At 64.5% G+C, this 21238-nt stretch carries 18 protein-coding genes; 10 read left to right on the top strand and 8 right to left on the bottom strand.

Translation table 11 applies throughout. From position 1 onward, the window contains the following. Positions 1 to 4: 4 nt before the first annotated feature. The gene (locus ACOKS3_RS13995; protein WP_103447263.1) at positions 5 to 646 is read left to right on the top strand and encodes a hypothetical protein; all 642 of its coding nucleotides are present in this window, start codon (positions 5 to 7) and stop codon (positions 644 to 646) included. Between the two features lie 3 nt (positions 647 to 649). Here ACOKS3_RS13995 and ACOKS3_RS13990 read toward each other — a convergent pair whose 3' ends face one another. Next, positions 650 to 1525 carry an AEC family transporter gene (locus ACOKS3_RS13990; protein ID WP_103447262.1) on the bottom strand — a complete coding sequence of 292 codons (876 nt, stop codon included), beginning with the start codon at positions 1523 to 1525 and terminating at the stop codon, positions 650 to 652. Positions 1526 to 1938: 413 nt separating this feature from the next. Between ACOKS3_RS13990 and ACOKS3_RS13985 the strand changes: the two genes are divergently transcribed. The 3 genes from ACOKS3_RS13985 (at position 1939) to ACOKS3_RS13975 (ending at position 4254) form a co-directional block, all read left to right on the top strand. Continuing rightward, positions 1939 to 3237 carry an MFS transporter gene (locus tag ACOKS3_RS13985; protein WP_422764645.1) on the top strand — a complete coding sequence of 433 codons (1299 nt, stop codon included), beginning with the start codon at positions 1939 to 1941 and terminating at the stop codon, positions 3235 to 3237. Positions 3238 to 3348: 111 nt separating this feature from the next. Then, positions 3349 to 3654, top strand: a complete 306-nt coding sequence (locus ACOKS3_RS13980; protein ID WP_103447260.1) for a hypothetical protein — start codon at positions 3349 to 3351, stop codon at positions 3652 to 3654. A gap of 48 nt (positions 3655 to 3702) precedes the next feature. Continuing rightward, positions 3703 to 4254, top strand: a complete 552-nt coding sequence (locus ACOKS3_RS13975) for a YbhB/YbcL family Raf kinase inhibitor-like protein (protein ID WP_103447259.1) — start codon at positions 3703 to 3705, stop codon at positions 4252 to 4254. Position 4255: 1 nt separating this feature from the next. Here the strand turns inward: ACOKS3_RS13975 and ACOKS3_RS13970 are convergent, their stop codons facing one another. Continuing rightward, entirely contained in the window at positions 4256 to 5188 is a 933-nt protein-coding gene (locus ACOKS3_RS13970; protein ID WP_103447258.1) for a LysR family transcriptional regulator, read from the bottom strand. Positions 5189 to 5313: 125 nt separating this feature from the next. On the opposite strand from ACOKS3_RS13970, the gene ACOKS3_RS13965 reads away from it, so the two are divergent. Beyond that, positions 5314 to 5574, top strand: a complete 261-nt coding sequence (locus ACOKS3_RS13965; protein WP_103447257.1) for a DUF2790 domain-containing protein — start codon at positions 5314 to 5316, stop codon at positions 5572 to 5574. A 1-nt stretch (position 5575) separates the two neighbouring features. Here ACOKS3_RS13965 and ACOKS3_RS13960 read toward each other — a convergent pair whose 3' ends face one another. Then, the gene (locus ACOKS3_RS13960) at positions 5576 to 6271 is read right to left on the bottom strand and encodes a tRNA (adenine(22)-N(1))-methyltransferase (protein ID WP_103448252.1); all 696 of its coding nucleotides are present in this window, start codon (positions 6269 to 6271) and stop codon (positions 5576 to 5578) included. 134 nt (positions 6272 to 6405) lie between these two features. Here ACOKS3_RS13960 and ACOKS3_RS13955 point away from each other — a divergent pair, with 134 nt between their 5' ends. The 4 genes from ACOKS3_RS13955 to ACOKS3_RS13940 all read left to right on the top strand — a co-directional run bounded on the left by ACOKS3_RS13955 (position 6406) and on the right by ACOKS3_RS13940 (position 11735). Further along, positions 6406 to 6771 carry a RidA family protein gene (locus ACOKS3_RS13955; protein WP_103447256.1) on the top strand — a complete coding sequence of 122 codons (366 nt, stop codon included), beginning with the start codon at positions 6406 to 6408 and terminating at the stop codon, positions 6769 to 6771. Positions 6772 to 6830: 59 nt separating this feature from the next. Beyond that, the gene (locus ACOKS3_RS13950) at positions 6831 to 8927 is read left to right on the top strand and encodes a TonB-dependent receptor family protein (RefSeq protein WP_422764644.1); all 2097 of its coding nucleotides are present in this window, start codon (positions 6831 to 6833) and stop codon (positions 8925 to 8927) included. A gap of 104 nt (positions 8928 to 9031) precedes the next feature. Next, positions 9032 to 11032: a peptidase U32 family protein gene (locus ACOKS3_RS13945; protein WP_422764643.1), complete on the top strand. Its 2001-nt coding sequence runs from the start codon at positions 9032 to 9034 to the stop codon at positions 11030 to 11032. Positions 11033 to 11177: 145 nt separating this feature from the next. Beyond that, complete coding sequence (locus tag ACOKS3_RS13940; RefSeq protein ID WP_103447253.1) at positions 11178 to 11735, top strand: TetR/AcrR family transcriptional regulator; 558 nt, start codon at positions 11178 to 11180, stop codon at positions 11733 to 11735. Positions 11736 to 11822: 87 nt separating this feature from the next. Here the strand turns inward: ACOKS3_RS13940 and ACOKS3_RS13935 are convergent, their stop codons facing one another. The 5 genes from ACOKS3_RS13935 to ACOKS3_RS13915 form a co-directional block, all read right to left on the bottom strand. After that, positions 11823 to 13226 (bottom strand): efflux transporter outer membrane subunit, encoded by a 1404-nt coding sequence (locus ACOKS3_RS13935; RefSeq protein ID WP_422764653.1) that lies wholly within the window; start codon positions 13224 to 13226, stop codon positions 11823 to 11825. After that, a complete protein-coding gene (locus ACOKS3_RS13930) occupies positions 13213 to 16353 on the bottom strand; it encodes a multidrug efflux RND transporter permease subunit (RefSeq protein ID WP_422764642.1) in 3141 nt (1046 codons plus the stop codon). Before ACOKS3_RS13930 ends, ACOKS3_RS13935 begins: the two co-directional genes overlap by 14 nt. Positions 16354 to 16368: 15 nt before the next feature. Continuing rightward, positions 16369 to 17511, bottom strand: coding sequence for a MexC family multidrug efflux RND transporter periplasmic adaptor subunit (locus tag ACOKS3_RS13925; protein WP_103447250.1), 1143 nt, complete (start codon positions 17509 to 17511; stop codon positions 16369 to 16371). Between the two features lie 131 nt (positions 17512 to 17642). Then, the gene (locus tag ACOKS3_RS13920) at positions 17643 to 19037 is read right to left on the bottom strand and encodes an aspartate aminotransferase family protein (protein ID WP_103447249.1); all 1395 of its coding nucleotides are present in this window, start codon (positions 19035 to 19037) and stop codon (positions 17643 to 17645) included. An 85-nt stretch (positions 19038 to 19122) separates the two neighbouring features. Next, positions 19123 to 19971 (bottom strand): helix-turn-helix transcriptional regulator, encoded by an 849-nt coding sequence (locus tag ACOKS3_RS13915; protein WP_103447248.1) that lies wholly within the window; start codon positions 19969 to 19971, stop codon positions 19123 to 19125. Between the two features lie 873 nt (positions 19972 to 20844). Here ACOKS3_RS13915 and ACOKS3_RS13910 point away from each other — a divergent pair. Beyond that, positions 20845 to 21171, top strand: coding sequence for a YceK/YidQ family lipoprotein (locus ACOKS3_RS13910; RefSeq protein WP_463581488.1), 327 nt, complete (start codon positions 20845 to 20847; stop codon positions 21169 to 21171). The last annotated feature ends 67 nt before the right edge of the window (positions 21172 to 21238 follow it).

Below are 21238 nucleotides of genomic sequence, written 5' to 3'. Positions count from 1 at the left end.
CATCATGCACAGGAAGATCGTACCGCTGGCACTGCTGGCCACCCTGGCCGGCTGCTCGGACACCCAGGACGCCAGCGAGGCCAGCGAGGCCAATTTCCATAAAGCAGCCCAGGCTTACCTCGACACGCAGTATCCCCATTGCTTTGTGGTCACCGACTTCCCCACCAAGACCCAGGACTTCGACGTCACCGGCACCAACAAGGCGCTGCATGCCCTGGCCCGGGTGGGCATCGTCAGCGAGCAGGAGATCTCCCGGGTCGAAGTGCCGGAGCGCTTGTGGCAACCGGCCCGTACCGACATCTACTACGCCTACGACCTCACCGATGAGGGGCGCAAGTACTACAAGGCCGATGCCCAGAAGATGCTCAACGGCCAGACCCGCGGCGGGCTGTGCTTCGGCAAGGCCGAGGTAACGTCGATCGAGCAGTTCAGCGAGCCGGGGCAGATGATGGGGCACACCGTTTCCGATGTGACCTATGCCTACAAGATCACCGGGTTGCCGGACTGGGCGGCCAATGACGAGGTCAAGGCCGGCATCCGTGACCTGGGCAAGGCTGTAGCGACCAACGACACGCCTGCCAGGGAAAAGCGCGTGATGGTGCTGACCAACAACGGTTGGGTGCACGAGCGCCTGTTCGACAAATAAGGCCTACATCCACCAGGCCAGCACCACCGGCAGCCAGACGAACGACAGCACGGTCGAACACATCACCAGGTTGGCCACCTGCTCCGGCTGCCGGTTGGCCCTGACCGCCATCAGGTAATTGAACACCGCCACCGGCATCGCCGACTGCACCATCAACACCGCCCGTTCCATTGTCTGCATGCCTAGGGCTGTTCCCACCGCCCACCCCACCGCCGCGCCCAACACGATGCGCAGGCCGCCGAGCACCAAGCCGCCGCCGATATGCTGCGGGCGGATGCTGGCCAGTGACACGCCCAGCGTCAGCAGCATCAGCGGGATCGACATGCCGCCCAGCAGGTCGGCGGTGTTGGCCAGCCAGCGCGGCAGTTCGAAGTCGAGGAAGATGATCGGCATGGCGCCGCCCAGGCTGATGACGATCGGGTTGCGCAACAAGGCCTTGAACGAGGCGACCGTACCGGAAATGGCCATACCCACGGTGAACTGCACGATCGACAAGGTCAGGAAGAACGCCACGGCCAGGGCCAGGCCGTGCTCGCCGAAGGCATACAGGCTGATCGGCAAGCCCATGTTGCCGGTGTTGGGGAACATGAACGCCGGCAGCAGTACGCGCCAGTGCTGGCCTGAAACGCGGCACACCAGCAGCCCGGCCACAGCCATGCCCACGGTGCACAACAGGCAGGCCAGGGCCATGCTGGTGAAGGCCGTGGCGTCCAGCTCGGTACGGCTCAGGGTCGACAGCACCAGCGATGGCGTGCCGACGGTCATGACCATGCGGGCGATGAATTCGGTGGGGTAATCCAGGCCTTTGCGGGCCCAGGCGAAGCCGATGCCGGCGACGATGAAGACCGGGGCGAGGACGGCGAACAGCGAAGCGAGCATGGGGCGGGCCTTCCTTGTTGAGAATGCCGATTATGCCGCAGGCTAGAGGCGCCTGGATGTCGGATTGGGGCACAAAGCTGTCGCATCCTGCCCTGCGTCGTCGCGTCGCAGGCCTTAGCCTCTTGGGCAAATCGATCACAACCCGTAGAATCGCGCTTCCTTTTCGCCCGTCGCCTTGAACGGTGGCAACCGGCAGCAACGACAGAGTCCAGGCCTGAACACATGACGCCCATGTGAAATATGGCTCAACCCACCCCGCCCGGCCCGGCTATTCCAGGGTCCAGCGGTTGAGTCTTGCCCAGGTCGCATCCAGCCCAGGCACATCCGTGCACTTCTTCGGCCCTAGATGGGTCCGTTTGGCGTGCGCGTTCGAAGAGGCGCTCCCTGAATCGCCACATCAACTTGAGGTATGTATGTCTCCGCGTTTGCTGGCCATGGCGCTGGCGCCCCTGCTCGGGCTGTTCATCATTGCCCTGGGCAACGGCTTCATGTCTTCCCTTACCACCTTGCGCCTGGACGCTGCCGGCGAATCGGCAACGACCATCGGTATCGTTTCGTCGACCTACTTCATCGGCCTGACCCTCGGCGCCATCTTCAACGACCGGCTGATCCTGCGCATCGGCCATATCCGCGCCTACACCAGCTTCGCCTCGCTGATCGCCGCGACCATCCTGCTGCAAGGGCTGTTCTACGACGCCACCTGGTGGTCGGTGCTGCGCCTGATCAATGGCTGGGCGGCCGTCGGCGTATTCCTGGTGATCGAAAGCTGGCTGCTGCTGGCCGGTGACGCGAAGATCCGCGGACGCCTGCTGGCGCTGTACATGATCGCCTTCTACGGCGCAGGCGTGATCGCCCAGGCCGGTCTCGGCGTGATCACCCACCTGGGCGATAGCGCACCGTTCATGCTGGCCGGCATGCTGGCTGCGCTGTCGGTGCTGCCGATCGTGATCCTGCCGCGGGTATCGCCGCTGCTGGACCAGGTCGAGCCGCTCAAGCCACGGCAACTGCTGGGCGTGGCGCCGTCAGGGCTGGTCGGCTGCTTCGGCTCCGGTGTGGTCATTGCCGGTATCTACGCCCTGCTGCCGCTGTACCTGCAGCGCATCGGCCTGGATGTCGGTGAGGTCGGCAACATGATGGCCTGGGTGATCCTCGGCGCCATGCTGCTGCAATACCCGGTGGGCCGCTGGTCCGACCGCAAGGACCGCCAGGATGTGCTGATCGCCCTGGCTGCGCTGTGCATGGTGCTGTCGCTGATCACGGTGTTCCTGCCGTCGGATTCGGCCCTGCTGCCGGCCATGCTGTTCCTGCTCGGTGGCGGCGTGTTCGCGCTATACCCGGTGGCGGTCAGCCATGCTGCCGACCGCGCTCCGTCCGACGCCCTGGTACCGATGATCCAGGGCCTGCTGCTGATCAACTCGCTGGGCTCGGCCATGGCGCCGCTGGCGATTTCGCCGGCGATGACCGAATTCGGCGAAGTGGGGCTGTTCTGGGCCTTTGCCGTGGTCAACCTGGGGATGGTGTGCTTCTTCCTCTGGCGTCGCGGCAAGCGCCCGGCAGCGGAGCACCCGGCACCGTTCACCGCATCGACCACGTTCTCGCCGACCGGCGCAGAGCTGCGAGTGACCGAGGACCTGATGCATGCAGCACAAGAGCATCCGCCGCTGGAACCGGTGGAAGCCGCTGCACCGACAGCGCAGCCAGAAACCACGTGAACCAAGGGGCCGCCATCGCGGCCCTTTTTTCGACCGCCCGTCGCCCATGGGGCACCCCAGCGCCCTCCGCCAGCCAAACGAATGACAGATCATCCGCCCAGGAGAGTTGCCATGATTCGCATTCACTCGCTGTTGCTCGCCCTCGCCATGGGGATCGCCGCCACCACCAGTTACGCCGCGACAGACGCAACCAACACCGACAGCCATCCGAAAACCGACCAACGCGGCGGCAAGACCGCCGGGGAAGGCAGCAGCGTCAACAGCCCGGGCAGCGCCCAGGACAATGACAGCAGCGACACCAGCGGCAACTCGGATGCCGCCGATGGCGCGGCCGGTGGCTCCAACAGCACCGGTGAAGCCACAGGCTCCGGCGCCGGGCACACCGGCGGCACTGCCGAAGACCAGGACAGCCACTGACTGGCAGCTGGTCTACACTGCGGCGCAAAGGCCTGCCGAGGAACCGTCATGAACCTCAAACCCTGGCTGCTAGCCGCCCTACTGCCAGGCACCGCCGTGGCTGCCGGCGGCGACTCTGCCGCGCTGTCGATCAGTTCGTCTTCGTTCACCGATGGCGGTGTCATCGGCCTGCAGCAGGTCGGGCCGGATCCGGCCTGTGGTGCCGGTGAGGGGCGCACGCCGCAGTTGAGCTGGAAGAACCTGCCCAACGGCACGTTGTCACTGGCCCTGGTGATGTTCGACCCGGACGGCGGCAAGGGCCTGGGCGTGGTGCACTGGCTCGCCTACGACATCGACCCGGCGCTCGACGGGCTGGAGGCAGGCGCCGGCTGGCAGACCAGCCAGGCGCTGATTGTCGGGCGCAATTCGCACGGCACCATGACCTATCGCGGGCCTTGCCCGCCCGCCGGGGACAGGCCACACCACTATGCACTGACCCTGATTGCCACTGACCTGCCGCTGGGCACCTTGCCGCCGGAGCTGGATCGCGGCGGCTTGATGGAACTGCTCAAAGACCATGCGCTAGGTGCGCAGAGCCTGGTCGGCCGTTACGGCCACTGATTCAACGCCAGAACTGCGAGTCGTCGACAATCCGCTCATGGCTGGCAAACATCCCCGGCAGCTGCTCCTTCAGATAGTCGATCCAGGTCCGCACCTTGGCATCGAGGTAATGGCGCGACGGGTAGATCGCATACAGCGCATTCTCACGTAGCCGGTACGGCGCCAGCAACCGCCGCAGGCGCCCTTGCTCGATGGCCTGGCTGGCGGTGTAGAACGGCAACAGGCCAATGCCCATGCCCAGTTCGCTGGCCACCAGCATGGCGTCGGCGACGTTGGTCAGGAAGCTGTCGCGCGGGGCGATCACGCAGTGGTCGACGCCCTGAGGGAATACCCAGTCGCCTTCATGCATCGGATAGGCCATGCGCAGGCAGCGGTGTTCGTGCAGGTCTTGCGGCCGCTCGGGTACACCATGGGTTTCAAGGTAGCTGGGCGCCGCGCAGGGGATGCTGAAGATGGTACCCAAAGGCACGGCAATCAGCTGCGAATCGGGCAAGGCCTCGTCCACGGTGATCACCACGTCGTGGCCCTCGGCCAGGGGGTCGGGGTTGCGCTGTGACAGCGTCAACTCGATGGCCACTTCCGGGCACAGGGCGTTGTAGCCGGCCACCAGCGGCATCAACAACATGCCCAGGCCATGCGGGCAATGCAGGCGCAGGCGGCCCCGCGGGGTGAGGTGCGCGCCGCGGGCTTCGTCCATGGCCTCGTCGGTCAGCGCCATGATCTGCCGCGCCCGTTCCAGAAAACGCTCGCCCGCCTCGCTCATGCGCAAACGACGGGTGGTTCGGTGCAGCAGGCGGGTCTGCAGCTGGTTCTCAAGCTCCGCGACGATCCTCGACACCTGCGCCGCAGAAATGTCGAGGGCATTGGCGGCGGCGGCGAAACTGCCGCACTCCACCACCCGGGCAAAGGTACGCATGGCGTGCAGCATGTCCATGGGGGCTGGGCTCCTTGATCGGTCTTATTCGTACGTTCCAGGCAGGAATCTATCACGACTTAGCCCATTTATTGAGGATCACCAATGAATACATCATTGGTAAAACATTGAAAAAGGAGCCTGCCATGAAACGTTCGATCGCTGTTGTCGCCCTGTCTGCCGCCCTTGCCGCGTTCGGTGCCTTCGCCGATACCCCGGCCAGCCAGCCGACCGCCAGCAACTATGAATACGGCATGCCGCTGGATGTGGCCAAGGTCATCTCGATCACCCCGGCCAGCAACGCCGCCGACTGCCAGGTCGGTACCGCGCACATGGTGTACGTCGATCACCAGGGCCAGAAACGCGAAGTCGACTACCGCGAAATGGGTAACTGCTCGCAGCAGTGAATCAGGCCAGCACCGCGTTGATCCAGCCGATCTGCCGGGCGAAGTCACGCAGCTTTTCTTGCGGAATGGCATCGCGGGCACGCTCGAAGTTGGCCAGGCTCTGCTGCTTCTGGCGCAACATGCGCTGCCACTTGGTCACGAATGCCGGGCTTTTCTCGCGCATCAGCACAGGGCCGAAATACAGCTCTTCGGCACTGTAGGCCACCACCTCGCAAGGTTCGGCGACGATGATCTCGTAGTCGAAACGGTTTTCCCGCAGCAATTCTTCGCTGACGATCCGGTAGCCGTTGTCCATCAGCCAGCCGCGCAATTCGCGCTCATCGCCATTGGGCTGCAGGATCAGGCGCTCGCTGCCGTTCAAGCGCGACTTGCCACGCTCGAGAATCTCGCACATGGTCTTGCCACCCATGCCACACAGGCTGATGGCGGTGATGCGGTCGTCGGGCTCGATTGCCTCCAGGCCATCGGCCAGGCGTACGGTGACGGATTCCGTCAGGCCATTGCGGCGCACGTTGCGCTGGGCTGAGGCATACGGCGTCTGCGCCACCTCGCCGGCCACCCCGGCTTCGATCACACCGCGCAGCGCCAGCGCCACCGGCAGGTAGCCGTGGTCCGAGCCGATATCGGCCAGGCGTGCGCCCTGCGGCACATGCGCCGCCACACGCTCCAGGCGCATCGATAATGTCTGTTCGTTCAACTTCAGCACCTTGCTCAACAATCGGCGGCGATTCTGACCGCCGGGGCGCAGCATTTCAATGCATAAGCGCCCATCGGCTCGACCCTTGCGACAGGCTCGCGTAGGCTTGCCGCTTTCCTTCCGTTGCAAGGCGAATACCCATGGCAGATCTTATCTACACACCGGATTCCGACGCCGAGTCCATTTCCTCCGACGTGGCTGAGTACAACGGCATCCTGGTGACCACGCAGATCCCGGCCGATCTCGATGCCGACATTACCCAGCAGAGCGAGAGCACCCTGCAGGCCCTGAAGGACGCCCTGGAAAAGGCCGGCAGCGGCATGGACCGGGTCATGCACCTGACCATCTACCTGACCGACATGGCCGACCGTGCTGCCTTCAACGAGGTCTACCAGCGCTTCTTCAGCAAGCCATGGCCGGTGCGTGCTGCGGTTGGCGTGGCTGCGCTTGCCTACCCGCAAATGCGCGTCGAAGTGACCGCCATGGCCGCCAAACGCTGATTACCGTTTTACTGGCTCCGCCTGCGGGCGGGGCCTTCTTTTCGAAAGCAGGACGCTGCATGCAATTCCCCCCGTTTCGCCGCAAGGCCCTGATTGCCTTGCTTCCCGGTCTGTGCCCATTGGCCCAGGCCGAACCCGTCACCACCTTCAATCTTCTCGAACCGGTGGTGGTGACCGGCAGCTACGCCCCCAACCCGAGCTTCGACCTGCCCTACTCCATCGACACCGTCGACCGCCAGCAGATCGCCGATGGCCAGTTGGGCGTCAACCTGTCGGAAGCGCTCAACCGCGTGCCTGGCCTGGTGGTGCAGAACCGCCAGAACTACGCCCAGGACCTGCAGATCTCATCGCGTGGCTATGGCGCCCGCTCGGCCTTCGGCATCCGTGGCATCAAGCTGCTCAGCGACGGCATTCCGGCCAGTACCCCCGATGGCCAGGGCCAGGCGGCCTCGTTGAACCTGGACGTGGCTGACCGCATCGAAGTGCTGCGCGGCCCGGCCTCCGCCCTCTACGGCAGCAATGCCGGTGGTGTGATCCAGATGTTCTCCCGTGATGGTTCGGGGCCGCCCAAGGTGGGCGCGCAAACCACCTTCGGCAGCGACGGCTTCAACAAGAACCACGTCTACAGCGAAGGCGGCAGCGAACAGGCCGGCTTCCTGGTCGATGCCTCGCGCATGGACACCGACGGCTACCGCGACCACAGCGCCGCCCGCCGCGACCAGACCTTCGCCAAGGTGCACGTCAAACCGGACGAGGACAGCCGCCTGGCGCTGATCTTCAGCACCCTGGAACAAAACAGTACCGAAGACCCGCTGGGCCAGACCTGGGATGCCTACAATCACGACCCACGTTCGGTGGCGGCGCGCGCCGAGGAGTACGACACGCGCAAGAGCATCCACCACCAGCAGGTGGGCATGAATTACGAGCGTTACTTCGGCGATGCGACCCTGCAGTTCAACCTGTATGCGGGCAAGCGCAGCGTCATCCAGTACCTGTCGATCCCCAAGGGCACCCCGGCAAACAACCGCGGTGGCGGCGTGGTCGACTTCGACCGCGAATTCCATGGCGGCACTCTGCGCTGGATCCAGCCGGTCAGCGCCGCCCCCGGCAACCTGACCCTGACCTTCGGTGCCGACTACGACCGCAGCCGCGACGACCGCCGTGGCTTCCAGAATTTCAGCGGCGACACCCTGGGCGTGAAAGGCGATCTGCGCCGTGATGAAAAGGACACCGCCACCAGCCTCGACCCGTACGTGCAGGCCCACTGGGAACTGGATCGCTGGACCGTGGATGCCGGCCTGCGCCACAGCAGCATGGAGATGGAGGTGGACGACCACTTCCTGGCCAACGGCGATGCCAGCGGTTCGAAAAAGTACCAGCGCACCACCCCGACCCTGTCGGTGATGTACGCCTTCACCCCCGACCTGCATGGCTACATCAGCGCCGGCCAAGGCTTCGAAACCCCGACCCAGGCCGAGATGGCCTATGCGCCCGGCGCCCTGGAAGGCTTCAACTTCAATCTGGAACCGGCCACCAGCACCCAGTACGAACTGGGCCTGAAGATGCGCCCGGATGAGCGCACGCGGATCAATGCCGCAATCTTCGAGCTCCGTACCAAGGACGAGATCGTGGTCGCGGCTTCCACCGATGGCCGCACCAGCTACCGCAACGCCGGCAAGACCCTGCGCCGTGGCTTCGAGCTGAGCGTGCAGCGTGAACTGAGCCCGCAGTGGCAGGCCAACCTGGCCTACACCCTGCTCGATGCCACCTATGACGAAGCCTTCACCCAGGGCACCACGTCCATCGACAAGGGCAACCAACTGCCTGGCGTGCCGCGCAGCAGCCTTTTTGGCGAGCTAGTGTGGAAGCCGCGTGATGGCATCAGCATGGGGCTCGAAGGTCAGTACCGGAGCAAGGTGTATGTCGAGGACACCAATGACCAGCATGCGGCGCCGGGTTATACGGTGTTCAACTGGCGTACGCAGTTCCAGCAGCAGGTCGGACCGTGGACGTTCCATCAGCTGGTGCGCCTGGACAACCTGCTGGACCGGCAGTATGTCGGGTCGGTGATTGTCGGCGATGGCAATGGCCGTTACTACGAGGCCGCACCGGGCAGGTCCTGGTATGCCGGGGCCGGGCTGGAATATCAGTTCTGACTTTTTGGGCTTGGCTGTACACCTCTCGGCACCCGAAGGTGCCAGCCAGGCATTTCACCGCTACAATGCCGCCCTAAACCGTGACAGCCCGAACCTATAACGACATGTCCCTTCCAAAGAATCACCTGGAACTGCTCAGCCCTGCCCGTGACGTGGCCATCGCCCGCGAGGCGATCCTGCACGGCGCTGATGCCATCTACATCGGCGGCCCGAGCTTCGGCGCGCGCCACAACGCCTGCAACGAAGTCAGCGATATCGCCGAACTGGTCGAGTTCGCCCATCGCTACCATGCACGCGTGTTCACCACCATCAATACCATACTCCACGACAACGAGCTGGAACCGGCGCGCAAGCTGATTCACCAGCTCTACGACGCCGGCGTCGACGCGCTGATCGTGCAGGACCTGGGGGTGATGGAGCTGGATATCCCGCCCATCGAGCTGCATGCCAGCACCCAGACCGACATCCGCACCCTGGAGCGGGCCAAGTTCCTCGACCAGGCCGGGTTCTCCCAGCTGGTACTGGCCCGCGAGCTGAACCTGCAGCAGATCCGCGCCATCGCCAGCGAAACCGACGCGGCCATCGAGTTCTTCATCCACGGTGCGCTGTGCGTGGCCTTCTCCGGCCAGTGCAATATCTCCCACGCCCAGACCGGGCGCAGCGCCAACCGCGGTGACTGCTCCCAGGCCTGCCGCCTGCCGTACACCCTGAAGGACGACCAGGGCCGCGTGGTGGCCTTCGAGAAGCACCTGCTGTCGATGAAGGACAACAACCAGACCGCCAACCTGGCCGACCTGGTCGATGCTGGCGTGCGCTCGTTCAAGATCGAAGGCCGCTACAAGGACATGGGCTATGTGAAGAACATCACCGCCCACTACCGCAAGGAACTCGACGCCATCCTCGAAGGCCGCCCGGAACTGGCCCGCGCCTCCAGCGGCCGTACCGAGCACTTCTTCCTGCCTGACCCGGACAAAACCTTCCACCGCGGCAGCACCGACTACTTCGTCACCGACCGCAAGGTCGACATCGGTGCCTTCGACTCGCCAACCTTCACCGGCCTGGCCGTGGGTGTGGTGGAAAAGGTCGGCAAGCGCGACATGCAGGTCGTCACCGAGGTGCCGCTGACCAACGGCGACGGCCTCAACGTGCTGGTCAAGCGTGAAGTGGTGGGCTTCCGCGCCAACATCGCCGAGCCGCGTGGCGAATTCGAGGAAGACGGCCAGAAGCGCTACCGCTACCGCGTCGAGCCCAACGAAATGCCGGAAGGCCTGCACAAGCTGCGGCCGAACCACCCGCTGTCGCGCAACCTCGACCACAACTGGCAGCAGGCCCTGCAGCGTACTTCATCGGAGCGCCGTGTGGGCGTGGAATGGCACGCGGTGCTGCGCGAACAGCGCCTGACGCTGACCCTCAGCAGTGAGGAAGGCGTCAGCGTGCAGGTGGCACTGGACGGCCCCTTCGGCGCTGCCAACAAGCCACAGCAGGCACTGGACCAGTTGCATGACCTGCTCGGCCAGCTGGGCACCACGATGTACCACGCCAACCGCATCGAGCTGGATGCACCGCAGGCGTTCTTCATCCCCAACTCGCAGCTCAAGGCCCTGCGCCGCGAAGCCATCGAGGCGCTGACCGAAGCCCGCGTGAAGGCGCACCCACGTGGAGGGCGCAAGGCCGAGACCACGCCGCCACCGGTGTATCCGGAGTCGCACCTGTCGTTTCTGGCCAACGTGTACAACCAGAAGGCCCGCGACTTCTACCACCGCCATGGCGTGCAGCTGATCGACGCGGCGTACGAAGCCCACGAGGAACACGGCGAAGTGCCGGTGATGATCACCAAGCACTGCCTGCGCTTCTCGTTCAACCTGTGCCCCAAGCAGGCCAAGGGCGTGACCGGCGTGCGCACCAAGGTGGCACCGATGCAGCTGATCCAGGGCGATGAAGTGCTGACCCTGAAGTTCGACTGCAAGCCGTGCGAAATGCATGTGATCGGCAAGATGAAGAACCACATCATCGACTTGCCGACGCCAGGTAGCGCGGTGGCTCAGGTGGTGGGACACATCAGCCCGGAAGACCTGCTCAAGACCATTCCGCGCGGGCCGCATTGATTTAGAGTCTGTAAGGGCCTCTTCGCGGGACGCGCCCGCGAAAGGTCCGACAAAGACACAAAAATGTCTCAGATGAGACACCAGGGCTTGATCCCCCTCCTGTTTCCTGCACAATGCCAAGCATGCACCCATGCGAGGCCCATCGATGCAACCCACGCCCCACGACGAACGCCTACTCAAGGCCCTGGCCCACGCCATCGTGGTCCACCCCCGCGCAACCCTCAAGGAGCTGGCCGAGACCGCTGGCGTCAGCAAGGCCACCCTGCACCGCTTCTGCGGCACCCGCGACAACCTGGTGGCCATGCTCGAGAACCACGGCGAGCAGGTGCTCAACCAAGTCATCAGCAATGCCGCGCTGACCACCGCCGAACCGCTGGACGCCGTGCGCCACCTGATCGCCGAGCACCTCAAGCACCGTGAAATGCTGGTATTCCTGATGTTCCAGTACCGGCCCGATACCTTGCTGGGGGACAGTGAAGACCTCCGTTGGCTAGCCTATACCAAGGCAATGGATGGCTTCTTCCTGCGGGCGCAGCAGCTGGGAGTGTTGCGTATCGACATCAGTGCGGCGGTGTTTACCGAGATGTTCATCACCCAGATCTACGGCATGGTCGATGCCGAGCGGCGTGGGCGAGCGGCCAGTGCCAATTCGGCGGTGGCGCTGGAGCAGTTGTTCCTGCATGGGGCTTTGGCCAGGGCTTGAGATCGGTGCTGGCCTGACACAAAAAGGCCCCTGGGCACAAGTCTCAAGGGCCAACGCGGTTGATCATCCAACCAAAGGAGCCTGTGCTCAGCCGCGCGCCGGCCACCCGCCGCCCAGGGCGCGGAACAGGTCGACCAACGCCAGCTGGCGTTGGGTACTGGCCTCGATGTAAGCCGCCTCATTTACGAAATCGCTGCGCTGGGCATCCAGGTAGCGCAGGTGGCTGTCGATCCCGCCTTCATAGCGTGCCTTGGCCAGTGCCAAGGTCGCCCGGCTGGTATCGGCCAACGCCCGCCGCGCCACTTCCTCACGCCGCAACGTGTCGGTTGCAGCCAAGGCATCGGCCACCTCGCGGAACGCCGACTGGATCGTGCCCTCATACGCCGCCACCGCCGAATCCTTGCGCGCCTCGGCCAGGCTCAGCCCGTCCTGGTTGCGCCCGGCATCGAACAGCGGCAACGACAGCTGCGGCATGAAGCTCCAGCTGCGCGAACCGCCGTCGAACAGGCCGGACATCTGCGCGCTCGACGTGCCGAAGCTGCCGGTCAGGCTGATACGCGGGAAGAACGCGGCCCGTGCTGCACCGATGTCGGCATTGCGCGCCCGCAGCTGATGCTCGGCGGCGAGGATATCCGGACGTCGCTCCAGCAGCGCCGACGGCGCGCCAAGCGAGATGTCCTGCAGCACGCTCGGCGCAGCCTGGCGTTCGGCCGGGATGGCCTTGCCCGCATCCGCGCTGCCGACCAGCAACACCAGGGCGTTATACGCCTGGCGTTGCTGTCGCAAATTGCTTTCCAGTTCGGCGCGGGCCTGCTCGACCAGGCCCAGCGCTTCCTGGTGGTCCAGCGCGGTGGCGGCGCCTGCCGCTCGGCGTTGGCCGATCAGCGCCAGCGAATCCTCGCGGCTGGCCAGGGTCTGGCGAGTCAGGGCCAGGCGCCGCTCGGCACCGTCAAGGCTCAGGTAGGCCTGGCTGACTTCGGCGATCAGGGCGATACGTGCGGCGCGACCGGCTGCCTCGGTGGCCAGGTATTGCTCCAGCGCGGCATCGCTGAGGCTCTTCACCCGGCCGAACAGATCGACTTCATATTCCGGCAGCGATACGCCCACCTGATATGTGCTTGTCACGCCCTCCTGTCCATCATTGGACAGGCTGCCCGGCACATGCTGCCGATTGCCCGACGCGCTGGCATTCAGGCCTGGTACGCGATCGGCCCGCTGGATCCGGTATTGCGCCCGGGCCTGTTCGATATCGAGCAGGGTCTGGCGCAGCGAGCGGTTGTTGCCCAGCGCCGTGCCAACCAGCTGGCGCAGGGCCGGGTCGACGATAAACGCCTGCCAGTCCAGTTGGTCCACCTGCCGGCCCGCATGCCCTGCCCCGTCTTGCCACTGTTTGGCCACTGGTGCCTCGGGGCGCTCATAGGTCGGTGCCAGGGAGCAGCCGCTGGCCAGCACGGCCAGGGCGAACGGCACCACAAGATTACGCATGACCATCATTCACCTCGGCAGCTTGAGCGTGCGGCGCCGGCTTGCGCTTGAGCAGCGACAGCACCCAGACAAAACAGATCGGCACGAACACCACACCCAGCAAGGTGGCACTGAGCATGCCGCCGATCACTCCGGTGCCGATGGCCCGCTGGCTGGCGGCACCGGCACCACTGGCAATCGCCAGGGGCACTACGCCGAGGATGAACGCCATGGAGGTCATCACGATCGGCCGGAAGCGCAGGCGCGCGGCCTCGATGGCGGCGTCGCGCAGGCTGTAGCCCTTCGCCCACAGTTCCTTTGCGAACTCGACGATGAGGATCGCGTTCTTCGCTGCCAGACCAATGATGGTGATCAGGCCGACCTTGAAGTACACATCGTTGGGTAGGCCGGTGACCATCACCGCCAGCACCGCGCCCAAGGCACCAATGGGTACGATCAGCATTACCGTCAATGGGATCGCCCAGCTTTCATACAACGCCACCAGCAGCAGGAACACCACCAGGATGGCCAAGGCGAACAGGCTGGTGGCCTGACCGCTGGAGACCTTTTCCTGGTAGGACAGGCCGGTCCAGGCATAGCCGATACCCGGTGGCAGATCGCTGACCAGGCGCTCCATCTCGGCCATGGCCTGACCGGTGCTGTAGCCCGGCGCGGCGTCGCCGGCGATGCGGATCGACGGGTAGCCGTTGTAGCGCACGATCTGCACCGGCCCTTCTTCCCAGCGGGTGGTGACGAAACTACTGAACGGCACCTGCTGGCCATCGGCGTTCGGTGCGTACAGGCGCAGCACGCTTTCAGGTGTCATCCGCTCACCCTGTTCGGCCTGCACCACCACGCGCTGCTGGCGGCCGGCGTTGGTGAAGTCGTTGATCACCGCCGAACCGAAGGCGGTGGCGAGGGTGTTGTTGATGGTCTCGAAGCTCACACCCAGGGTGCGGGCCTTCTCGCGGTCGATGGCGACCTGCAGTTGCGGCGCCTCGGCCAGGCCTTCCATCATCGCGTAGAGGATCACCGGGTTGCCGTTGGCCTGGCCCAGCAACTGGTCACGCGCCGCCAACAGGGCTTCACGGCCCAGGCCACCACGGTCGAGCAGGCGCAAGGCAAAGCCGCCGGAACTGCCCAGGCCATCGATGGGCGGTGGGTTGACCGCCATGATCGCGCCGTCGCCATAGCCCGCGAACTGGGTATTGATGGCGACGGTTTCGGCGTCAACTGACTGTTCCTTGCTGCGCACTGACCAGTCCTTGTAGGTGGGGAACGCCAGTGCGGCGTTCTCGCCCATGCCCGAGAAGCTGAAGCCGCTGACCATGAACGCCGAGGCCAGCGCCTCGCGCGACATCAGGAACTGCTCCAGCGCCTGGCCGGTGGCATCGGTGCGCACGCGGCTGGCACCTGGTGGCAGCTGCACGTCGACGATGGCATAGCCCTGGTCTTCCACCGGCACGAACGACTCCGGCAGGCGCAGGTAGAAGTAGCCGAGCATCGCCAGGATGCCGGCGTACACCAGCATGTAGCGCCCGGCGCGTTTGACCAGCGCGCTGTTCATGCCCGAGTAGCGCTCGGTAAGGCGGGCGAAGCCACGGTTGAAGGCGCCGAAGAAGCCGCGTTTCTCGTGGTGCCCAGGGGCCACTGGCTTGAGTAGCGTGGCGCACAGGGCCGGGGTGAAGGTCAGCGCCAGGAAGCCGGAGAACAGGATCGACACGGCCAGCGACAGCGAGAACTGCTGGTAGATCACCCCCACCGAGCCTGCCATGAACGCCAGCGGCAGGAACACCGCCGAGAGCACCAAGGTGATGCCAATGATGGCCCCCGACACCTGGCCCATGGCCTTGATCGTCGCCTGCCCCGGCGACAGCCCCTCCTCGGCCATGATCCGCTCGACGTTTTCCACCACAACGATGGCGTCGTCGACCAGGATGCCGATGGCCAGCACCATGCCGAACATGGTCATCATGTTCACCGAGAAGCCCAGCAACTTCATCACTATCAGCGTGCCGAGCAGGCACACCGGCACCACGATCGACGGGATCAGGGTGTAACGGATGTTCTGCAGGAACAGGAACATCACCAGGAACACCAGGACCATGGCTTCGATCAAGGTATGGATGACCTTCTCGATGGCCACATCGACAAAGCGCGAGGTGTCGTATGGCACCGAATATTCGACGCCTTCGGGGAAGAACTCACTCAGCTCGGCCAATCGCTCCTTGACCAGCTCGGCGGTTTTCAGCGCGTTGGCACCGGGCGCCAGCTGCACCGCGCCGGCCACCGCCGGCTTGCCGTCCAGGCGCGAGGAGAAATTGTAGCTCTCCAGGCCAATTTCCAGGCGCGCAACATCAGCCAGGCGCACCAGCGAGCCATCGGGGTTGGCGCGCAGCACCACACGGCCAAAGGCCTCTGGGTCGTTCAGGGTGCCTTGCACCGCCAAGGTGGCGGTCAGTTCCTGTTCGCTGCTGCCCGGCGTGCTGCCGAAGCTGCCGGCCGGCACCTGCACGTTCTGCCCGCGGATGGCGTTGCTCACGTCATCGATCGACAGGCCATAGCCGACCAGCTTCTGTGGGTCGACCCACACCCGCATGGCCGCTTCCGAAGAGAAGAACTGCAACTTGCCGACACCGGGCACCCGGCGCAGCTCGTTGTTGATGTTGCGCGCGGCATAGTCACCCAGGGCGGTGGTGTCGGCCTTGCCGGCAACATCCTTGTAGCTCAGGGCGTAGATCAGCAAGAAGCCCGCGCTGGTCTGCTCGACCTGGATGCCCTGGGTGGTCACCGCCTGGGGCATGCGTGCCTCGGCCTTTTTCAGGCGGTTCTGCACGTCCACCTGGGCCAGTTCCGGGTCGGTGCCCGGCTCGAAGGTGACCACCACCTCGGCCATGCCATTGGAGTTGTTGGTGGACTCGAAATACAGCAGGTTCTTGGCGCCGTTGAGCGACTCCTCGATGATGCTGGTCACCGACTCCACCAGCACCTTGGCCGAAGCACCCGGGTAGGTGGCGGTGATGGTGATCTGCGGCGGTGCCACGTTGGGGTACCGGGCGACCGGCAGCAGCGGCATCACCAATAACCCGCCCAGGGAAATGAACAGCGCCATGACCCAGGCAAAGTTCGGCCGCTTGATGAAGAACTTGGACATCTCGCTACCCTCGCCTTACCGCGCCGCGGCCTGTTGTGCCGGGGACGGGGCCACCGGCATGCCGGCAGCCAGGCCCGCCGGGCTGCCGACGATCACCTGGTCGCCCGGGTGCAGGCCTTCGGTGACCTGCCAACGGGCGCCCTGCATGGCACCGGTACGCACGCTGCGGGCCTCGGCGATGCCGCCCTTGCCGACCAGCATCACCCGTGCCTCACCGTCGCTGCCGCGCTGGATGGCGCGTTGCGGGACCAGGATCGCCTGATTGTCAGTGCCCTGGGGTGTCAGCACACGCACATACATGCCCGGCAGCAGGATGCCGTCGGCGTTGTCGAAACGCCCACGCAGGGTCACCTGCCCGGTACCGCTGTCAACCGCAACGTCGGTGAACATCAGCGTGCCCTGGCGTTGGTAGTCGGTACCTTCCACACGAGCGGTCAGGGCCGGGTTTTCACCTGCCGCCAGCACGCCGTCCTTGAGCGCCTGGCGCAGGCGCAGGGCGTCGGCAGCGGACTGGGTGAAATCAATGTAGATCGGGTCGAGTTGCTGGATGCGCGCCATCAGCGTGGCGTCGCCCTGCCCGACCAACGCACCTTCGGTGATCAGTGCACGGCCGATGCGGCCGGAGATCGGTGCCTTGACCGTGGCGTATCCGAGGTTCAACTGCGCCGTCTCGACATCGGCCTGGGCCGAACGCACGGCCGCCTGGCCGCTGCGCAGGTCGGCGCTGGCGCTGTCGAAGTCTTGCTGGCTGACCGCTTCGATTTTCACCAGCGGCTGGTAGCGGCGCACCCGGGCCTGGGCCTCGAGCATCACCGACTGGGCCCGCGCGAGTTCAGCCTCGGCACGCGACAGCGCGGCCTTGAATGGCGCCGGATCGATCTGGAACAGCACGTCACCGGCCTTGACGTCGGCGCCCTCTTCGAAGCGTTTGTGCAGGACGATGCCGGCCACCCGGGCGCGGACTTGCGCCACGCGCATCGGCTCGACCCGGCCAGGCAGGGTCGAGGCCAGGGCCAAGGGTTCGGCGGCGACCGTGACGGTCTGGACGGGAACGGTGGTGTTGGCGGCGGACGGTGGCGTTTCCTGCTCGCCGCAGCCGGCTAAAGCGACGGCAGCGGCCAGGCAACTGGCCATTCCTAGTGCACGCAAGTGCCTCATGATTCACCCGAGCTATAGATAAAAACGGCCCGAATGATATTTCCGCAAGCTTAATGAGTCAATTTTGTCTCATTTGAAACTTTGTGAAGATTTGTGAAGCCTGGGGCTGCTGCGCAGCCCCGCTTTTGAACTTACAGAATGCCCAACCCGCGCGCGGTGCGATCCACCGCAATCCGGGTCTTCTCCACTAACTCATCCAGCTCACTGTGGTTGGCCACCAAGGCCGGCGCCATGATCATCCGCCCCAAAGTCGAACGAATGATCACCCCCTCCTCGAAACCATAAGTACGGCACTGCCAAGCCAGGTCATTCTCATTGGCATAGCGCTTGCGGCTACCCTTGTCCTCGGCGAACTGCAGCGCCGCCACCAGGCCAGCGCCTTGCACCTGGCCAATCAGCGGGTGGTTGGCGAACACTTCGCGCAGGATGCGCTGCAGGTACGGCCCGGTGTCCTCCTTGACCTGGCGCACGATGCCTTCATCACGCAGCGCCTTGAGGTTGGCGATGGCCACTGCCGCTGCCACCGGGTGCCCGGAATAGGTCAGGCCGTGGGCAAACACCCCGCCCCGCTCGACCAGTGCCTCGGCGATGCGCTTGCTCAGCACCAGGCCACCCATCGGCACGTAACCCGAGGTCAGGCCCTTGGCAATCGACAGCGTGTCTGGCTCGAAGCCGAAGTATTCGTGGGCGAACCACTCGCCGGTGCGGCCAAAGCCACCGATCACTTCGTCGGCGCACAGCAGCACGTCGTACTGGCGGCAGATGCGCTGGATTTCCGGCCAGTAGCTTTCCGGCGGGAAGATCATCCCGCCCGCGCCCTGGAACGGCTCGGCGATGAAGCCGGCGACGTTCTCGGCACCCAGTTCGAGGATCTTCTCTTCCAGTTGCAGGGCGCAGCGGCGGCCGAACTCGGCCGGGGTCTGGTCACCACCGGCGGCGTACCAGTACGGCTCGTCGATGTGCGCCACATCCGGGATCATGCCGCCCATTTCGTGCATGAATTTCATGCCGCCCAGCGCGGTGGCCGCCAAGGTCGAGCCGTGGTAGCCGTTCCAGCGGCCGATCATGATCTTCTTGCTCGGCTGGCCAACGACTTGCCAGTAGCGGCGCACGGTGCGGATCAGCACCTCGTTGGCCTCGGAACCGGAGTTGGTGTAGATGGCGTGGCTGTAGTGGCCCGGCAGCAGGCTGAACAGCAGCTCGGACAGCTCGATGACCGCCGGGTGAGTGGTGTGGAAGAACATGTTGTAGTAGGCCAGCTGGTCCATCTGCGCGGTAGCGGCGGCGGTCAGGTCCTTGCGGCCGTAGCCGAGCTGGGTGCACCACAAGCCCGACATGCCGTCCAGGTAGCGCTTGCCGTCGCTGTCCCACAGGTGCAGGCGCTCGCCACCAACCATCACCCGCGGGCCTTCGGCGTTCAGCGCCTTCTGGTCGAGGAAGGCGTGGATGTGGTGGGCGGCATCGCCGGCCTGGTAGTCACGGGTGTCGCGCTGGGCTTGCAGCTTGGCTTGGAACGGTGCGTTCATTGTTGTTCTCCAGGGTAAAACGCGGCGTGCAGTTGGCCCTGCCAGACCGCTGACAGTAGAAATCGGGTGGGGTGAAGCGGCGCGATCAGCGCCTTCGCAGGTAGCTTTCCAGCGGGTCCTTGCTCAGGCCTTCCTGGGCCTGGGCCAGCGAGTCGATGAACAGCGAAAACAGCTCGGACTGCTTGGCGATGTCGAGTTTAGTGTAGAGGTTCTTGCGATGGGTCTTGACCGTGTCCTCGCTGATGCCCAGGCGCTCGGCCAGGGAACGGGTCGAGTGGCCGCGCAGCAGGTACTGGGCGATGCGGCACTCGCGCTCGGTGAGCAAGGAGGAGCCGAAGTTGTTCAGCGCGGCGTTGATCTGCCGGCCCAGGGCGCTCTCGAAACGCCCACCCAGGGCATCGACATCCAGGTGGCTCCACTGCCGCCGCACCGTGGCCACCACCCACGGCGCCACGCACTTGAGGTCATTGACCTGTTGGCGGTCCAGGCGGCGGGTGCTGGCCAGGGCCACGGCGATCGTCAGGTGCTCGTCGAGCGGCACGATGAAGTTGAGTTCGTCTTCCAGGTGAGCGTGCTGATAGAACGCCAGGTAGTACTCGCTACGCTTGAAGTGGTCGGGGGCGACATCGCTGAGGCGGTAGCAACCAGGGGCGATGCCGTCCATGCAGGCCCGGTAGAACGGGCACAGCAGGTAGTAGCCTTCGAGGTACTTCTGGATGTTGCCCTCCGGCAGCCAAGGGCCTTCCTCGTCCTTTTCGAACAGCGCCGACGGCAACCCCTTGCGCGGGTAGAGGAACACGGTGATGGCTTGGCACGGAGCAATCAGCTTGAGCGCGGCGAACAGCGCCTCGACAAAACCTGGCGACCCCTGGGCGTCGACGACACGTGCTATCTGCGCGTACCAGTCGGGCGATTTCAGCCGGTCTTTACTCATTGTCGTGGTCCCGTGCCAGGGTTGTTGTGGCAGGGATTCTTGCATGGGACCTGGTTCCAGACCATCACCCTTCGGGGTGAGCCCCTGGCCCGGTTCAGGGTAAGGCTGGTCCCAGGAGTGGGCTCAGCTGATGGCCTCGAGAAACACCCAGGACGCTACCGCAGTCAGGACCAGCACAGCAGCCACAACGAAGTTCATGTAGCGGTAAACGTTCTGAGTCATCACAGCGCCTCCCCAAATCCTCGGTTTTCAGGGAGACAGCAATTCCCATTCCACATCGTGCAGCTTGCCTATCTCATGCTTGGCTGCTTGTGGGCCTCCAACCGCTGAACGTCCCTGGCGAACCATATCCCTACCGCAATCACCATCAGGCAGATGAACACGACGTCCCATGCCCTGTGCTCGATGGCGGCCACGATCGCGAAAAACTGCAGGGCACCAGCCCACCATAGAAACGGTCTGATTTTCGAGTAGCGCATAACCCACCTCACCACCCCCAACTATTGAAAGTCTAGTTGCATCTTGAGGGGGGCGATGTGTCCTTTCCGGCACAGAGGCGTCCCATAGGGACTGAACCGGAATGGATTAAAGTGATGCGAAAGGAATTGGCAATACTGGTTGCGCTATGCGTGCTCTTCACAGGCTGCGCGAACATGTCGCCGGGAAGTAGCCGGGACACCCAGGCGCAGGGCATCCCTTGCGATGGCGACCCGCCCAATCAGCCTGGCTGCTACTCCCGCGAGAAGCGGACTGGCTGGTGGAACGAACGCAGTTACTGAGTGAGTTCGCGCGGTAGCGCTTGAGCAACTTGGTGCTCACGATGTGGGCACTTAAACAGTTGCGCTATGATTCGGCCATCACCAAGGGAGCAGCATGATGAAAAAGCTATGGATGGGGGTGGCGCTGGCCATGGTCCTCAGTGGTTGCGGGACTGTGCGCACAGTGTCCGACGAGTCGAAAGCCGTGGACGACCTGGCGAAATGGCAGACCAACTGCCATACGATTACCCGAGCGTACAGTGGCGTCGCTTATCAGTTCTGCAACTTGAATGGGCCACAACGAACCGGGTCGCATTGGGCGCCGTTTCCTATTCTGATGGACATGGCAGCATCGGGCATTGCCGATACAGTCATCCTGCCCTACACCGGCTACCAGCAGTACAAGCGCGGCAATGTGGCTATTCGCAGGCTCGAGTATTGATACAAAGCTAAAGGCCCCGGGTATTTCAGGCTGGCGGAGCTTAAATAGGCGGCGCCGGGCGCTGTAG

It is taken from the genome of Pseudomonas sp. HS6-2, assembly GCF_049325675.2.
Taxonomy (GTDB): domain Bacteria; phylum Pseudomonadota; class Gammaproteobacteria; order Pseudomonadales; family Pseudomonadaceae; genus Aquipseudomonas; species Aquipseudomonas putida_N.
Note: the sequence above shows the minus strand (reverse complement) of the source record. Positions and strands in the feature narration are given on the sequence as shown.

Coding starts and splice junctions, on each gene's coding strand:
- ACOKS3_RS13975 (WP_103447259.1), top strand. CDS start 3,703: ATGAACCTCAAACCCTGGCTGCTAGCCGCCCTACTGCCAGGCACCGCC.
- ACOKS3_RS13915 (WP_103447248.1), bottom strand. CDS start 19,971: ATGAGTAAAGACCGGCTGAAATCGCCCGACTGGTACGCGCAGATAGCA.
- ACOKS3_RS13925 (WP_103447250.1), bottom strand. CDS start 17,511: ATGAGGCACTTGCGTGCACTAGGAATGGCCAGTTGCCTGGCCGCTGCC.
- ACOKS3_RS13995 (WP_103447263.1), top strand. CDS start 5: ATGCACAGGAAGATCGTACCGCTGGCACTGCTGGCCACCCTGGCCGGC.
- ACOKS3_RS13970 (WP_103447258.1), bottom strand. CDS start 5,188: ATGGACATGCTGCACGCCATGCGTACCTTTGCCCGGGTGGTGGAGTGC.
- ACOKS3_RS13935 (WP_422764653.1), bottom strand. CDS start 13,226: ATGGTCATGCGTAATCTTGTGGTGCCGTTCGCCCTGGCCGTGCTGGCC.
- ACOKS3_RS13950 (WP_422764644.1), top strand. CDS start 6,831: ATGCAATTCCCCCCGTTTCGCCGCAAGGCCCTGATTGCCTTGCTTCCC.
- ACOKS3_RS13920 (WP_103447249.1), bottom strand. CDS start 19,037: ATGAACGCACCGTTCCAAGCCAAGCTGCAAGCCCAGCGCGACACCCGT.
- ACOKS3_RS13990 (WP_103447262.1), bottom strand. CDS start 1,525: ATGCTCGCTTCGCTGTTCGCCGTCCTCGCCCCGGTCTTCATCGTCGCC.
- ACOKS3_RS13980 (WP_103447260.1), top strand. CDS start 3,349: ATGATTCGCATTCACTCGCTGTTGCTCGCCCTCGCCATGGGGATCGCC.
- ACOKS3_RS13910 (WP_463581488.1), top strand. CDS start 20,845: ATGATGAAAAAGCTATGGATGGGGGTGGCGCTGGCCATGGTCCTCAGT.
- ACOKS3_RS13985 (WP_422764645.1), top strand. CDS start 1,939: ATGTCTCCGCGTTTGCTGGCCATGGCGCTGGCGCCCCTGCTCGGGCTG.
- ACOKS3_RS13965 (WP_103447257.1), top strand. CDS start 5,314: ATGAAACGTTCGATCGCTGTTGTCGCCCTGTCTGCCGCCCTTGCCGCG.
- ACOKS3_RS13940 (WP_103447253.1), top strand. CDS start 11,178: ATGCAACCCACGCCCCACGACGAACGCCTACTCAAGGCCCTGGCCCAC.
- ACOKS3_RS13930 (WP_422764642.1), bottom strand. CDS start 16,353: ATGTCCAAGTTCTTCATCAAGCGGCCGAACTTTGCCTGGGTCATGGCG.
- ACOKS3_RS13945 (WP_422764643.1), top strand. CDS start 9,032: ATGTCCCTTCCAAAGAATCACCTGGAACTGCTCAGCCCTGCCCGTGAC.